Origin of the sequence: Pseudomonas iridis, from assembly GCF_017980685.1 — a bacterium.
GTDB classification, from domain to species: domain Bacteria; phylum Pseudomonadota; class Gammaproteobacteria; order Pseudomonadales; family Pseudomonadaceae; genus Aquipseudomonas; species Aquipseudomonas iridis.
The window spans coordinates 21094-35422 of the sequence record NZ_JACXXO010000018.1 but is presented as its reverse complement, the minus strand read 5'-3'; the positions used below and the strand labels follow the sequence as shown (position 1 = coordinate 35422).

The following is a 14329-nucleotide window of genomic DNA, read 5'->3' as shown; positions in this document are numbered from 1 at the left end:
ACTGACACACCGCTATCGCTGGCAAGCCAGCTCCCACAGGGTTCTATGTTGAATGGGCGATTTTCACCTAGAACGAGTCATCGTATAACTTCCTGTTGACTTTCCAGTGAAACCTAGGAAATATCCGCCCTCATGTTGTACGACGACGTATAACAATAATAAAAACAACAATGATCCAGGGAGCGTCACAGTGAGCACAATCGCCCGCAATTCCGTCCGCCCTTCCCGCTTTAGCGTCACTTGTCCTCGTGCCACCCTCAGCCTGATCGGCTGCAGCAGTCTTGTTCTCGCCTTGCCCATGAGCGCCGGCGCCGAAGGCTTTCTCGAAGACAGCAAAGCCACGCTGAACCTGCGCAACGCCTACTTCAACCGCAATTTCACCAACCCGAACAATGCTCAGGGCAAGGCTGAAGAGTGGACGCAGAGCTTCATTCTCGATGCCAGGTCCGGCTTCACCCAAGGCACCGTGGGTTTCGGCATAGACATGCTCGGGCTGTACTCGCAAAAGCTCGATGGTGGCAAAGGCACTGGCGGTACACAGCTGCTGCCGATCCACGATGACGGGCGCCCGGCAGACAATTTCGGTCGCCTCGGTGTGGCGTTGAAAGCCAAGGTGTCGAAGACCGAATTGAAGGTCGGCGAGTGGATGCCGGTGCTGCCGATCCTGCGTTCCGATGATGGCCGCTCCCTGCCGCAGACCTTTCGCGGTGGCCAGATCACATCCACCGAGATCAACGGCTTGAGCCTGTACGGCGGCCAGTTCCGCGGCAACAGCCCGCGCAACGACGCGAGCATGGAAGACATGTCGATGAACGGCCGCGGCGCGTTCACGTCCGACCGCTTCAACTTCGGCGGTGGTGAATACGCCTTCAACGACAAGCGCACCCAGGTCGGCGTCTGGTACGCCGAACTTACCGACATCTACCAGCAGCAATACTTCAACCTCAGCCATAGCCAGCCAATCGGCGACTGGACGCTGGGCGCCAACCTCGGTTTCTTCACCGGCAAGGAGGACGGCAGCGCGCAGGCCGGCGATCTCGACAACAAAACCGCATTCGCCCTGCTTTCGGCCAAATACGGCGGCAATACCTTCTACGTCGGCCTGCAGAAACTCGGCGGCGACGATGCATGGATGCGCGTCAACGGCACCAGCGGTGGCACCCTGGCCAACGACAGTTACAACGCCAGCTATGACAACGCCAAGGAACGCTCCTGGCAGGTTCGCCATGACTACAATTTCGTCGCTCTCGGCGTTCCCGGTCTGACCATGATGAACCGCTACATCAGCGGCGATAACGTCCACACCGCCACCACCAGCGATGGCAAGGAATGGGGACGCGAGTCGGAACTGGCCTACACCGTACAGAGCGGGCCACTGAAAAATCTCAATGTGAAATGGCGCAACGCGACTATTCGCCGAGACTTCAGCACCAACGAGTTCGATGAGAACCGGCTCTTTATCAGCTATCCGATATCGTTGTTGTAAGGCATCCGCCCTTTCTCTGTGGGAGCGAGCCTGCTCGCGATGGCGTCATGTCAGTCAATGCAAATGTTGCCTGAACCGCCCCATTGCTGGTTGCCAGCGATGAGGGCAGCAGATTCAACATTGCTGTTGATAGACACTGCGCGATCGCGAGCAGGCTCACTCCTGCAGAGATCGCATTGTCAGGCGAGAACCGGGTAATCAGCCCTTCCGTCATTTACAACAAAAGTCGCGTTGACAAGATCCGGAAACCCTACCGATACTTCAGCGCAGTCATACGACAACCTACAACAAACCTAATAACAACGAGTTCAGGGATTGCCATGACGTCCACCTCTACCTCACGCGCCCCATTCAATCGCCTGCTGCTGACCGGTGCCGCTGGCGGCCTGGGCAAAGTATTGCGCGAACGTCTGCGGCCTTACGCCAATGTGCTGCGTTTGTCTGACATCGCTGCGCTCGCCCCGGCCGTGGATGATCGCGAAGAAGTCGTGCTGTGTGATCTCGCCGACAAAAACGCTGTGCATCAACTGGTCGAAGGCGTCGACGCGATCCTGCATTTCGGCGGTGTGTCCGTTGAACGACCGTTCGAAGAGATTCTCGGCGCCAACATCTGCGGCGTCTTCCACATCTATGAAGCCGCGCGCCGACATGGCGTAAAACGGGTGATCTTCGCCAGTTCCAACCACGTCATCGGCTTCTACAAACAGGACGAACCGCTCGACGCCAGCTCCGCCCGCCGCCCCGATGGTTACTACGGCTTGTCCAAGTCCTACGGCGAGGACATGGCCAGTTTCTACTTCGATCGCTACGGCATCGAGACCGTGAGCATTCGCATCGGCTCCTCGTTCCCGGAGCCACAGAATCGCCGAATGATGCACACCTGGCTGAGCTTCGACGACCTCACCCAATTGCTCGAACGCTCGTTGTACACACCGAATGTCGGCCACACCGTGGTGTATGGCATGTCCAACAACAAGGACGTCTGGTGGGACAACCGCCTGGCCAGCCACCTCGGCTTCGAAGCCAAGGACAGCTCTGAAGTGTTCCGCGAAAAAGTCGAGGCACAGCCGATGCCGGCCGCCGATGACCCGGCGCGCATTTATCAGGGCGGCGCTTTCGTTGCGGCCGGCCCGTTTGGTGACTGACCTGTCCACTTGATCCCCCTCCAACAAGAACCAAGGGAATGAGTATGCAAGCCGAATTGATCGTCGACGCCCGCAACGCGGTCGGTGAAAGCCCGGTCTGGGTGCCGCAGGAAAACGCCCTCTATTGGGTGGATATTCCCAACGGCGGCCTGCAACGCTGGAGCGCCGACACCGGGCATGTTCACGCCTGGAAAGCCCCGCAAATGCTCGCCTGCATCGCCCCACACAGCCGTGGTGGCTGGGTTGCGGGCATGGAAACCGGTTTTTTCCGCCTGCACCCGAACGCGGACGGCAGCCTCGACAGCGAATTGCTCGCCACGGTCGAACACAGCCGCGAAGACATGCGCCTCAACGATGGTCGTTGTGACCGCCAGGGCCGTTTCTGGGCGGGCAGCATGGTGCTGAACATGGGTTTGAACGCGCCCGAAGGTCGGCTCTATCGCTACGGCGCCGCCGAGTCCGGTGTGATCGACGCGCAACTCGACGGTTTCATCGTACCCAACGGTCTCGGCTTCAGCCCCGATGGCAAAACCATGTACTTGTCCGACTCGCATCCCAACGTGCAACTGATCTGGGCTTTCGATTACGACAGTGGCAGCGGCACACCGTCGAACCGTCGCGTCTTCGTCGACATGAATCAGCACTGCGGCCGCCCCGATGGCGCGGCGGTCGATGCCGACGGTTGCTACTGGATCTGCGCCAACGACGCCGGCCTTGTCCACCGTTTCACCCCCGATGGACGCCTTGATTATTCGCTGCCAGTGCCGGTGAAGAAACCGACCATGTGTGCCTTTGGTGGCGCCCGAATGGACACCCTGTTTGTCGCTTCGATCCGTTCCGGCGATGACCACGACCCGCAGTCTCTGGCCGGCGGCGTGTTCGCCCTGAACCCCGGCGTCAAAGGCCTGCCGGAGCCTCTTTTCAACGATTTGCTTTAACCCGCCTCTGCTGCACCGCTGTGCCTTGAACACAAAAATAACAAGACTGGAGACACCCCCATGGACTTCAAACGCACCTTGCTCGCCGCTGCACTTCCGCTGGCCTTCACCCTCAGCAGCGCCGCTCACGCGCTGGAAATCAAATTCGCCGACATCCACCCCGCCGGTTATCCAACGGTTGTCGCCGAAAAAAGCATGGGCGATGCCCTGACCAAGGAAACCAATGGCGACCTGACCTTCAAGTATTTCCCGGGCGGTGTGCTCGGCTCGGAGAAAGAGGTCATCGAACAGGCGCAGGTCGGCGCGATACAGATGACACGGGTCAGCCTCGGCATCGTCGGCCCGGTCGTACCGGATGTGAACGTGTTCAACATGCCATTCATCTTCCGCGATCAGGCGCATATGCGCGCCGTCATTGACGGCGAAGTCGGCGATGCAATTCTCGACAAGATCACCAATTCCGAATTCGGTCTGGTCGCCCTGGCCTGGATGGACGGCGGTACGCGCAACATCTACACCAAAAAACCGGTGCGCAAACTCGAAGACCTCAAGGGTATGAAGATTCGCGTGCAAGGCAATCCGATGTTCATCGACACCATCAACGCCATGGGCGGCAACGGCATCGCGATGGACACTGGCGAGATCTTCAGTGCCCTGCAAACAGGGGTGATCGACGGCGCGGAAAACAACCCGCCGACCCTGCTCGAACACAACCATTTCCAGAACGCCAAGTACTACAGCCTGACCGGTCACCTGATTCTGCCCGAGCCCATCGTGATGTCGAAAATCACCTGGGAAAAACTGACTCCCGATCAACAAGTACTGGTCAAGAAAGCAGCCAAAGCCGCGCAGGCCGAGGAACGCGCGTTGTGGGATGCCAAGTCCACCAGCAGCGAAGAGAAACTCAAGGCTGCCGGCGTGGAGTTCATCACCGTCGACAAAAAACCCTTCTACGAGGCCACCGCCTCGGTCCGCGAGAAGTACGGCGCGCCTTATGCCGACCTGATCAAGCGCATCGAAGCCGTTCAGTAACTCTCTGTCCTCAATGAAAGGCCCGGCAGCGCTGACCTCGTTTGGTGTCAGCGCCTGCCCGGTTACGGTGGAACCCGATGAAGAATCTACTGCTGAGCATCAATGACCGGATCTACATGGCCTGCATCTGGGTCGCCGGTCTGTCGGTGCTGACCATTTCCCTGATCATCCCCTGGGGCGTGTTTGCCCGGTACATCCTGGGCACCGGTTCGAGCTGGCCGGAGCCCACCGCCATCTTGCTGATGATGGTTTTCACCTTCATCGGCGCTGCCGCCAGTTATCGCGCCGGTGCACACATGGCCGTGGCCATGGTTACTGATCGCCTGAACCCGAACATGCGCAGAATCATGAGCATCGTTTCCCAGATATTGATGGGCATCATCTGCCTGTTCATGACCATCTGGGGCGCCAAGCTGTGCCTGTCGACCTGGAACCAGTTCATGAGCGCCATTCCTACACTGCGCGTGGGCATCACTTACATGCCGATCCCGATTGGCGGCGCGCTGACATTGATTTTCGTCGTGGAAAAACTGTTGCTGGGTGACCAGAGCAATCGCCGCGTGGTGCGGTTCGATCTGGTTGAAGAAAACGAAGGGGCTGCCTGATGGGCGCATTGATTTTGCTGGGCAGTTTTATCGTACTGATACTGATCGGCATGCCGGTCGCCTACGCCCTCGGGCTGTCGGCGCTGATCGGCGCATGGTGGATCGACATTCCGTTTCAGGCCCTGATGATCCAGGTCGCGGGCGGGGTGAACAAATTCTCGCTGCTGGCGATTCCGTTCTTTGTTCTGGCCGGGGCGATCATGGCCGAGGGCGGCATGTCCCGGCGCCTGGTGGCGTTTGCCGGTGTGCTCGTCGGGTTCGTGCGTGGTGGCCTGTCGCTGGTCAATATCGTGGCGTCGACGTTTTTCGGCGCCATTTCCGGTTCGTCGGTAGCCGACACCGCTTCTGTGGGTTCGGTGCTGATCCCGGAAATGGAGCGCAAAGGTTACCCGCGTGATTTCTCCACGGCGGTGACCGTCAGCGGCTCCGTGCAAGCGCTGTTGACCCCGCCTAGCCACAACTCGGTGCTTTACTCGCTGGCCGCCGGCGGTACCGTGTCCATCGCATCGCTGTTCATGGCCGGCGTGGTTCCCGGCCTGTTGATGAGCGCGTGCCTGATGGTGCTGTGCCTGATTTTCGCGCGTAAACGCGACTATCCCAAAGGCGAAGTCATCCCGATGCGCCAGGCCCTGAAAATCTGCGGCGAAGCGTTGTGGGGTTTGATGGCGATGGTGATCATCCTCGGCGGCATCCTGTCGGGGATTTTCACTGCCACCGAATCGGCTGCCATCGCGGTGCTGTGGTCGTTCTTCGTGACCATGTTCATCTACCGCGACTACAAGTGGAGTGAACTGCCCAAGCTGATGCACCGCACGGTGCGGACGATTTCGATCGTGATGATCCTGATCGGTTTTGCCGCGAGCTTCGGCTACATCATGACCCTGATGCAGATTCCGGCGAAGATCACCACGCTGTTCCTGACCCTGTCGGACAACCGCTACGTGATCCTGATGTGCATCAACGTCATGCTGCTGTTGCTCGGCACGGTGATGGACATGGCGCCGCTGATCCTGATCCTCACGCCAATCCTGATGCCGGTGATTCTCGGCATTGGCGTCGACCCGGTGCAGTTCGGCATGATCATGCTGGTCAACCTCGGGATCGGATTGATAACACCGCCGGTGGGCGCCGTGCTGTTTGTCGGCTCGGCGGTGGGCAAGGTCAGCATCGAGAGCACCGTCAAAGCGCTGCTGCCGTTCTATGCGGTGCTGTTCATGGTTTTACTGCTGGTAACGTACGTGCCGGCGATTTCGTTGTGGCTGCCGCATCTGGTGTTGTAACGCAGTACTTGTGGCGAGGGATTTGCTCCCTCGCCACAGGGTTTCCCTCAAGCCCGCAACAACATATACCCCGCCACCACCAGACACACACTCGCAAACCCCACCTGCAACGCACGTGCCGGCACCCTTGCGCAGAGCTTGCGCCCGATGATCATGCCGACAACGCTGGCGACAATGAACGCCGCACCCAGGCTGTCGATCCGCACGCCGGCATGAAACGCACCGATCACGCCGATCGCCGAAATAAGGCTGATCACCATCAATGACGTGGCAACGATGCCGCGCATCTGCACATCGGTCAGCTGCTTGAACGCCGGCACGATCAAGAAGCCGCCACCCACGCCCAACAATCCTGAAACCACGCCCGTCACCGCACCCAATGCCGCCAGGGTTGCAGTGCATTTGGCCGTCCAGTCGAAGCGTCCGGTCTCTTCATCGAGCATGCAATTCTTCTGGCCCCAACTGGCGTGGCCATGATCACTCGGCCCCTCCTGCTGACGCTCGCACCGCAGCATGCGCCAGGCCACCATGACCATCAGCAGGCTGAACAGAATCATCAGGATCTTCTCTGGCAACTGATGCGCGAAGTAGATCCCCAGCGGCGAAAACACCGCGCCGAGTGCAGCAATCAATAGCGCCGCGCGATAACGCACCAGACCATGACGCAAGCCATCGATCGCGCCGACCGCCGCCGCACTGCCGACGGCAAACAACGCCACTGGCGCCGCTTGCGTCATCGTCCAGCCGAGCCCGAGCACCAGCGCCGGTACCGCAAGAATTCCGCCGCCGGCCCCGGTCAACCCGAGGACCAACCCCATCACCACGCCAAACAGACTTGCCAGCAACATAGGGTTTTCTCAATCGACCTTGGACAGGCTGGTCAGCCATTCGCGACCTTTGAGCATGCCGTTCCAGTAGAACCACGGCAGCAAGGTTGCCTTCAACCACCATGCCGACCGACGTGGCACGGTCGGGTCCAGGGCGAAGGTCGGCAGCAATTTACCGGCATAACCGAACTCGGCGAGGATCACCGTGCCCTTCTCCACCGTCAGCGGGCAGGAACCGTAGCCGTCGTATTTCAACGGCAGCGGTTGTTGCTTGCGCAGGGCCAGCAGGTTCTGTGCGACCACCACAACTTGCTTGCGCACTGCCGCTGCAGTTTTCGCGTTGCTGGTGCCACAGATATCGCCCAGTGCAAACACCTCGGGATAACGCGGATGCTGCAGGCTGTGCGGATTGACTTCGCACCAGCCAGCGGCGTCGGCCAATGTGCTTTGCGCGATGAACTCCGGCGAAACCTGCGGCGGCACGACGTGCAACAGATCGAAGGTTTTCGCTTCGCGGGTGACGTTGCCGTCGGCGTCCTTGATCTCGAACCACGCGGTTTTCGCCGGGCCGTCGACCTTGACCAGATTCGCGTTGAACGCCAATTGCGCGTTGTACTTCTCGATGTATTTCATCAGCGGCGGCACGAACGTGGCCACGCCGAACAACGCGGCGCCTGCCAGATTGAATTCGACATTGATGTTGTTCAGCACGCCGCTTTTAAGCCAGTGGTCGCAGGACAGGTATAGCGCTTTTTGTGGGGCGCCAGCGCATTTGATCGGCATTGCCGGCTGAGTGAACAGCGCCTTGCCGCCGCGCAGTTTCTGCACCTGATCCCAGGTGTACTGCGCGTGCTGATAGCTGTAATTGGAGGTGACGCCGTGCTGGCCGAGGCTGTCTTGCAAGCCTTCGATTTTCTCCCAGGCCAGACGCAGGCCTGGGCAGACGATCAGGTTTTGATAGCTGACACTGCGTTGATCGCTGAGGCTGAGCTGGCGGTTGTCCGCGTCGATTTGGGTGACCGCCGCTTGAATCCAGGTGGCCTGGCGCGGCATGACTTTGCTCATCGGTCGAACGGTATCTTTCACGTCATAAGCGCCGCCACCGACCAGCGTCCACGCCGGTTGGTAGTAATGCTGGGAGCTCGGTTCGATGACGGTGATGTTCAAGTGCGGGTCGCGCTTGAGCAGGCTGGCGACGAAGGCGATACCGGCAGTGCCGCCGCCGATGACCACGATGTCTGCACTGATGGATGGGCCACAGTGTTGAACGTTCATTGCTTGTTCCTTATAGCTGCACGCAAGGTTACCCGTCATACACAAAACCTGTGGGAGCTGGCTTGCCAGCGATGGCGGAGTGTCAGTCGCCATCAATATCGAATGAAAAATCCTCATCGCTGGCAAGCCAGCTCCTACAGGGAATGTGGTGTGTTGGCGGATATTTATTGATGACCCAGGCTCTTGAGCACGGCGCCACAATAGAGGCCGGACAATGTTTTCATCACCTGAATCACTTCAGGACTGGCCAGCCCGTAGAAGATGTATTTGCCCTCACGACGGGTCCCGACCAATCCCTCATCGCGCAAAATGCCCAGTTGCTGGGACAGCGTCGGTTGACGCACGCCGGTCATCTTTTCCAGTTCGCCGACATTGCGCTCGCCCTGGGTCAGCTGACAGAGGATCAACAGACGATCTTCATTGGCCATGGCCTTGAGCAGCGAACAGGCCTTGGAGGCCGAGGCGCGCAATTGGGCGACTTCACATTCGGTCAGACTGGATTGCATTTGCATGATGCCTTCAACGTCACTTAAGCTGCGAACATTATGTTTTTACATAAAGTGTTGCAACTGACTTTTCCACCCTTGCACAGGTTCATGTCCATGACCGCGTTGATTGAAGCCTTTCTTGACCCCGCCTCCTCGACCTACAGCTACGTGGTTTACGAGGCCGACGGCGGACAATGCGCAATCGTCGACCCGGTGCTCGACTACGATGGCGCCGCCGGCCGCACCTGCACCGCTCAGGCTGACCGGATCATTGCGTTTGTCCGCGCACATGACTTGCAAGTGCAATGGTTACTGGAAACCCACGCCCACGCCGATCACCTGTCCGCCGCGCCCTATCTGCGCCGGGAACTGGGGGGCAAGATCGCGATTGGCGAGTCGATCAGCAAAGTGCAGAACGTGTTCAAGGCGTTGTTCAATCTCGAGCCGGAATTCTGTGTCGATGGCTCGCAGTTCGATCACCTGTTCGCGCCGAACGAATCATTCACCATCGGCAACCTCAAAGCCACGGCGCTGCATGTGCCGGGGCATACACCGGCGGACATGGCCTACTTGATCGACGGCGAGCAGATTCTGGTCGGTGACACGCTGTTCATGCCGGATGTGGGCACTGCGCGCTGCGACTTCCCCGGCGGCAATGCCCATCAACTGTTCAACTCGATTCACAAACTGCTGGCCTTCCCTGCCAGCGTGAAACTCTACGTCTGCCACGACTACCCGCCAGAGGGCCGCGAGGCCCACTGCCAGACCACCGTTGGCGAGCAGCGTAAAAGCAACATTCATGTGCATGACGGCATTGATGAAGCGGCGTTCGTCGAGATGCGCACCAAGCGTGATGCCGGGCTGGGCATGCCGACGCTGTTGCTGCCGGCGATTCAGGTAAATGTGCGGGCGGGGAATTTTCCGGCGGCGGAAGACAATGGCGTGGTTTATCTGAAGATTCCGATCAACAAGCTTTAACGTCAAAAGATCGTCCGATCTTGCCTTTCAGACACCCAGCGTCAACCCATTCGCCGGCAACGGCAACGCTGTTTTATAGCGCACCTGCTTGAGCGCGAAGCTCGACCGGATATTCGCCACCCCCGGCACTTTGGTCAGAAAGTCCATCATGAACCGCTCCAGCGATTGGATGGACGGCACCAAAACCCGGATCAGATAGTCCGGGTCGCCGGCCATCAGGTAGCACTCCATCACCTCGGGGCGATCGGAAATCGCCTCCTCGAAATGCTGCAATGCCTCCTCCACCTGCTTCTCCAGGCTGACGTGAATGAACACGTTGACATGCAGGCCCAGCAGATCGGCGTCGAGCAGCGTGACTTGCTCGCGAATCAGGCCCAATTCTTCCATTGCCTTGACCCGGTTGAAACACGGGGTTGGCGACAGGTTTACCGAGCGAGCGAGGTCGGCGTTGGTGATGCGCGCATTCTCCTGAAGGCTGTTGAGAATGCCGATATCGGTACGGTCCAGTTTGCGCATGAGACAAAACTACCTATTTTTTATGTTTATGCAGATTTTTTATCTGCAAATCATCGCCAGCGCAACGAAACAGAGAGAAATATTCTTCTTGCCCGCGCCTATGATTGTTGTAGGACAAGATTTCTTCCAGCGAAGAATGACTGCCAGCTCACTACAAGAAATTCACAAGATCGAGCGTAGAAGCCATGACCCAAGCGTACGAACCGCTGCGTCTGCACGTCCCTGAACCCTCGGGCCGTCCAGGCTGCAAAACCGACTTTTCCTACCTGCATCTGACCGATGCCGGTACGGTGCGCAAACCTTCCATCGACGTTGAACCCGCCGACACCGCCGACCTGGCGCGAGGCCTGATTCGCGTGCTCGACGATCAGGGCAACGCCCTCGGCCCATGGGCTGAAAACGTGCCGGTCGAGATCCTGCGCAAAGGCATGCGCGCCATGCTCAAGACGCGCATCTACGACAACCGCATGGTGGTCGCCCAGCGTCAGAAAAAGATGTCGTTCTACATGCAGAGCCTTGGCGAAGAAGCCATTGGCAGCGCTCAGGCGCTGGCGTTGAACGTCGACGACATGTGTTTTCCGACCTACCGTCAGCAAAGCATTCTGATGGCGCGCGACGTGCCGCTGGTCGACCTGATCTGCCAGTTGTTGTCCAACGAGCGCGACCCGCTCAAGGGCCGTCAACTGCCGATCATGTACTCAGTCAAGGACTTCGGCTTCTTCACCATTTCCGGCAACCTCGCCACCCAGTTCATTCAGGGCGTGGGCTGGGGCATGGCCTCGGCGATCAAGGGCGACACCAAAATTGCTTCGGCCTGGATCGGCGACGGCGCCACTGCCGAATCGGACTTCCACACCGCCCTCACCTTCGCCCACGTTTATCGGGCGCCGGTGATCCTCAATGTGGTCAACAATCAGTGGGCGATTTCGACCTTCCAGGCCATCGCTGGCGGTGAAGCCACCACATTCGCCGGACGCGGCGTCGGTTGCGGCATTGCCTCACTGCGTGTTGACGGTAACGACTTCTACGCGGTCTACGCGGCTTCTGCCTGGGCCGCCGAGCGCGCCCGCCGCAACCTCGGCCCGACCATGATCGAATGGGTCACCTACCGCGCCGGCCCGCACTCGACCTCCGACGATCCATCGAAATATCGTCCTGCCGATGACTGGAGCCACTTCCCGCTCGGCGACCCGATCGCGCGTCTCAAGCAGCACCTGATCAAGATCGGCCACTGGTCCGATGAAGAGCACGCCGCCGTCAGCGCCGAACTCGAAGCCGAAGTGATTGCCGCGCAGAAACAGGCCGAGCAGTACGGCACCCTCGCCGGTGGCCAGATTCCAAGCGCCGCGACCATGTTCGAAGACGTCTACAAAGAGATGCCGGAGCACTTGAAGCGCCAGCGTCAGCAGTTGGGGGTCTGAGATGAACGATCACAACAACAATATTCAGCTGGAAACCGCCATGACCACGACCACCATGACCATGATCCAGGCTCTGCGCTCGGCCATGGATGTGATGCTTGAACGTGACGACAACGTGGTGGTATTCGGTCAGGACGTCGGTTACTTCGGCGGCGTGTTCCGTTGCACCGAAGGCCTGCAGACCAAATATGGCTCGTCGCGGGTGTTCGACGCACCGATTTCCGAAAGCGGCATCGTCGGCGTTGCCGTCGGTATGGGCGCTTACGGTTTGCGTCCGGTGGCCGAGATCCAGTTCGCCGACTACGTCTACCCGGCGTCCGACCAGATCATTTCCGAAGCGGCGCGTCTGCGCTATCGCTCGGCTGGCGAGTTCACCGCACCGATGACCCTGCGCATGCCGTGCGGTGGTGGCATCTACGGTGGCCAGACCCACAGCCAGAGCATCGAGGCGATGTTCACTCAGGTCTGCGGCCTGCGCACGGTCATGCCGTCCAACCCGTATGACGCCAAAGGTTTGCTGATCGCCTCCATCGAAAACGATGACCCGGTGATCTTCCTCGAACCAAAACGCCTGTACAACGGCCCGTTCGACGGCCACCACGACCGCCCGGTAACCCCGTGGTCGAAACATCCTGCCGCGCAGGTTCCGGACGGCTACTACACCGTGCCGCTGGACGTCGCCGCGATCACCCGTCCGGGCAAGGACGTGACCGTGCTGACCTATGGCACCACCGTTTATGTCTCGCAAGTGGCCGCTGAAGAAAGCGGCGTCGATGCCGAAGTCATCGACCTGCGCAGCCTGTGGCCGCTGGACCTGGAAACCATCGTCAAATCGGTAAAGAAAACCGGCCGCTGCGTGGTGGTCCACGAAGCCACCCGCACCTGCGGTTTCGGCGCCGAGTTGGTGTCGCTGGTGCAAGAGCACTGCTTCCATCACCTGGAAGCGCCGATCGAACGCGTCACCGGTTGGGACACCCCCTACCCGCACGCGCAAGAGTGGGCGTATTTCCCTGGCCCGTCCCGAGTGGGCGCGGCTTTGAAACGGGTCATGGAGGTCTGAATGGGCACGCACGTTATCAAGATGCCGGACATTGGCGAAGGCATCGCAGAAGTAGAACTGTCGCAATGGCACGTCAAGGTTGGCGATCTGGTGGTTGAAGATCAGGTGCTGGCCGATGTCATGACCGACAAGGCGATGGTCGATATTCCTTCGCCGGTGCACGGCAAGGTGATTGCGCTCGGTGGTCAGCCGGGTGAAGTGATGGCGGTCGGCAGCGTGCTGATCAGCATTGAAGTGGAAGGCGCGGGCAATCTGAAAGAATCGGCGGCGCCGGCTCCGGTTGCTGTCAAGGAACCTGCTGCACCGAAAGTCGAAGCTGTCGTAGAGACCAAATCCGCCGCCGCTGCACCGCGCTCGGCTGCCGTTTGTCAGGGCCCGATGGTTGCCCGTGAGGCGAATGAGCGTCCGCTGGCCTCCCCGGCCGTGCGCAAACACGCGCTGGATCTGGGCATTCAATTGCGTCTGGTGCGTGGCAGTGGCCCGGCCGGTCGCGTATTGCACGAAGACCTCGATGCCTATCTGGCGCAAGGTCAGTCCAACGCTCAAGCGCCAGTCGCCGCCGCTTACGCCCAGCGCAACGACGAAGAACAGATTCAAGTGATCGGCATGCGCCGCAAGATTGCCCAGCGCATGCAAGACGCCACTCAACGTGCCGCTCACTTCAGCTACGTGGAAGAAATCGACGTCACCGCGATTGAAGAACTGCGCGCGCATTTGAACGAAAAACACGGCGCCAGCCGTGGCAAGTTGACCTTGCTGCCGTTCCTCGTCCGCGCACTGGTGGTGGCCCTGCGCGACTTCCCGCAGATGAACGCCCGTTACGACGACGAAGCCCAGGTCATCACTCGCCTCGGCGCCGTGCATGTCGGGGTCGCCACGCAAAGCGATGTCGGCCTGATGGTGCCGGTGGTGCGTCACGCCGAAGCGCGCAGCCTGTGGGACAGCGCTGCAGAAATTTCGCGCCTGGCCAACGCCGCCCGCAACGGCAAGGCCAGCCGCGATGAACTGTCCGGCTCGAGCATCACCCTGACCAGCCTCGGTGCGTTGGGCGGCATCGTCAGCACGCCGGTGCTGAATCTGCCGGAAGTGGCGATCGTCGGCGTCAACAAAATCGTCGAACGTCCGATGGTCGTCAAAGGCCAGGTAGTGATCCGCAAGATGATGAACCTCTCCAGCTCCTTCGATCACCGCGTGGTCGACGGCATGGACGCGGCGCTCTTCATCCAGGCCATTCGTGGCCTGCTCGAACAACCCGCAACGCTGTTTGTGGAGTGATGC

The 14329-nt window shown here is 59.7% G+C and carries 14 protein-coding genes; 10 read left to right on the top strand and 4 right to left on the bottom strand.

Annotated features, from left to right (window positions below):
* Window positions 1-190: 190 nt before the first annotated feature.
* The 6 genes from IEQ42_RS22925 to IEQ42_RS22900 all read left to right on the top strand — a co-directional run bounded on the left by IEQ42_RS22925 (window position 191) and on the right by IEQ42_RS22900 (window position 6486).
* Entirely contained in the window at window positions 191-1486 is a 1296-nt protein-coding gene (locus IEQ42_RS22925) for an OprD family porin (protein WP_210705385.1), read from the top strand.
* A gap of 320 nt (window positions 1487-1806) precedes the next feature.
* A complete protein-coding gene (locus tag IEQ42_RS22920) occupies window positions 1807-2631 on the top strand; it encodes an NAD-dependent epimerase/dehydratase family protein (protein WP_210705383.1) in 825 nt (274 codons plus the stop codon).
* A 44-nt stretch (window positions 2632-2675) separates the two neighbouring features.
* Window positions 2676-3569 (top strand): SMP-30/gluconolactonase/LRE family protein, encoded by an 894-nt coding sequence (locus IEQ42_RS22915; RefSeq protein ID WP_210705451.1) that lies wholly within the window; start codon window positions 2676-2678, stop codon window positions 3567-3569.
* Window positions 3570-3629: 60 nt separating this feature from the next.
* Window positions 3630-4601: a TRAP transporter substrate-binding protein gene (locus tag IEQ42_RS22910; protein WP_210705382.1), complete on the top strand. Its 972-nt coding sequence runs from the start codon at window positions 3630-3632 to the stop codon at window positions 4599-4601.
* 77 nt (window positions 4602-4678) lie between these two features.
* A complete protein-coding gene (locus IEQ42_RS22905; RefSeq protein WP_210705381.1) occupies window positions 4679-5206 on the top strand; it encodes a TRAP transporter small permease in 528 nt (175 codons plus the stop codon).
* Entirely contained in the window at window positions 5206-6486 is a 1281-nt protein-coding gene (locus IEQ42_RS22900; RefSeq protein WP_210705380.1) for a TRAP transporter large permease, read from the top strand. Before IEQ42_RS22905 ends, IEQ42_RS22900 begins: the two co-directional genes overlap by 1 nt.
* Before the next feature lie 47 nt (window positions 6487-6533).
* Here the strand turns inward: IEQ42_RS22900 and IEQ42_RS22895 are convergent, their stop codons facing one another.
* The 3 genes from IEQ42_RS22895 to IEQ42_RS22885 form a co-directional block, all read right to left on the bottom strand.
* Window positions 6534-7334 (bottom strand): sulfite exporter TauE/SafE family protein, encoded by an 801-nt coding sequence (locus IEQ42_RS22895; protein ID WP_210705379.1) that lies wholly within the window; start codon window positions 7332-7334, stop codon window positions 6534-6536.
* 9 nt (window positions 7335-7343) lie between these two features.
* The gene (locus tag IEQ42_RS22890) at window positions 7344-8588 is read right to left on the bottom strand and encodes an NAD(P)/FAD-dependent oxidoreductase (RefSeq protein ID WP_210705378.1); all 1245 of its coding nucleotides are present in this window, start codon (window positions 8586-8588) and stop codon (window positions 7344-7346) included.
* 164 nt (window positions 8589-8752) lie between these two features.
* Window positions 8753-9094, bottom strand: a complete 342-nt coding sequence (locus tag IEQ42_RS22885) for an ArsR/SmtB family transcription factor (RefSeq protein ID WP_150595589.1) — start codon at window positions 9092-9094, stop codon at window positions 8753-8755.
* Between the two features lie 96 nt (window positions 9095-9190).
* Between IEQ42_RS22885 and IEQ42_RS22880 the strand changes: the two genes are divergently transcribed.
* Window positions 9191-10054, top strand: coding sequence for an MBL fold metallo-hydrolase (locus IEQ42_RS22880; protein ID WP_042559681.1), 864 nt, complete (start codon window positions 9191-9193; stop codon window positions 10052-10054).
* A 27-nt stretch (window positions 10055-10081) separates the two neighbouring features.
* On the opposite strand, the gene bkdR is transcribed toward IEQ42_RS22880, so the two are convergent.
* Complete coding sequence (gene bkdR / locus IEQ42_RS22875) at window positions 10082-10570, bottom strand: Bkd operon transcriptional regulator BkdR (protein ID WP_042559682.1); 489 nt, start codon at window positions 10568-10570, stop codon at window positions 10082-10084.
* Window positions 10571-10755: 185 nt separating this feature from the next.
* Here bkdR and IEQ42_RS22870 point away from each other — a divergent pair, with 185 nt between their 5' ends.
* The 3 genes from IEQ42_RS22870 to IEQ42_RS22860 are packed head-to-tail and all read left to right on the top strand — an operon-like array spanning window position 10756 to window position 14326.
* Window positions 10756-11991: a 3-methyl-2-oxobutanoate dehydrogenase (2-methylpropanoyl-transferring) subunit alpha gene (locus IEQ42_RS22870; protein ID WP_042559683.1), complete on the top strand. Its 1236-nt coding sequence runs from the start codon at window positions 10756-10758 to the stop codon at window positions 11989-11991.
* 1 nt (window position 11992) lies between these two features.
* Window positions 11993-13051 (top strand): alpha-ketoacid dehydrogenase subunit beta, encoded by a 1059-nt coding sequence (locus tag IEQ42_RS22865; RefSeq protein WP_042559684.1) that lies wholly within the window; start codon window positions 11993-11995, stop codon window positions 13049-13051.
* Window positions 13052-14326 (top strand): dihydrolipoamide acetyltransferase family protein, encoded by a 1275-nt coding sequence (locus IEQ42_RS22860; RefSeq protein ID WP_210705377.1) that lies wholly within the window; start codon window positions 13052-13054, stop codon window positions 14324-14326.
* Window positions 14327-14329: the final 3 nt, after the last annotated feature.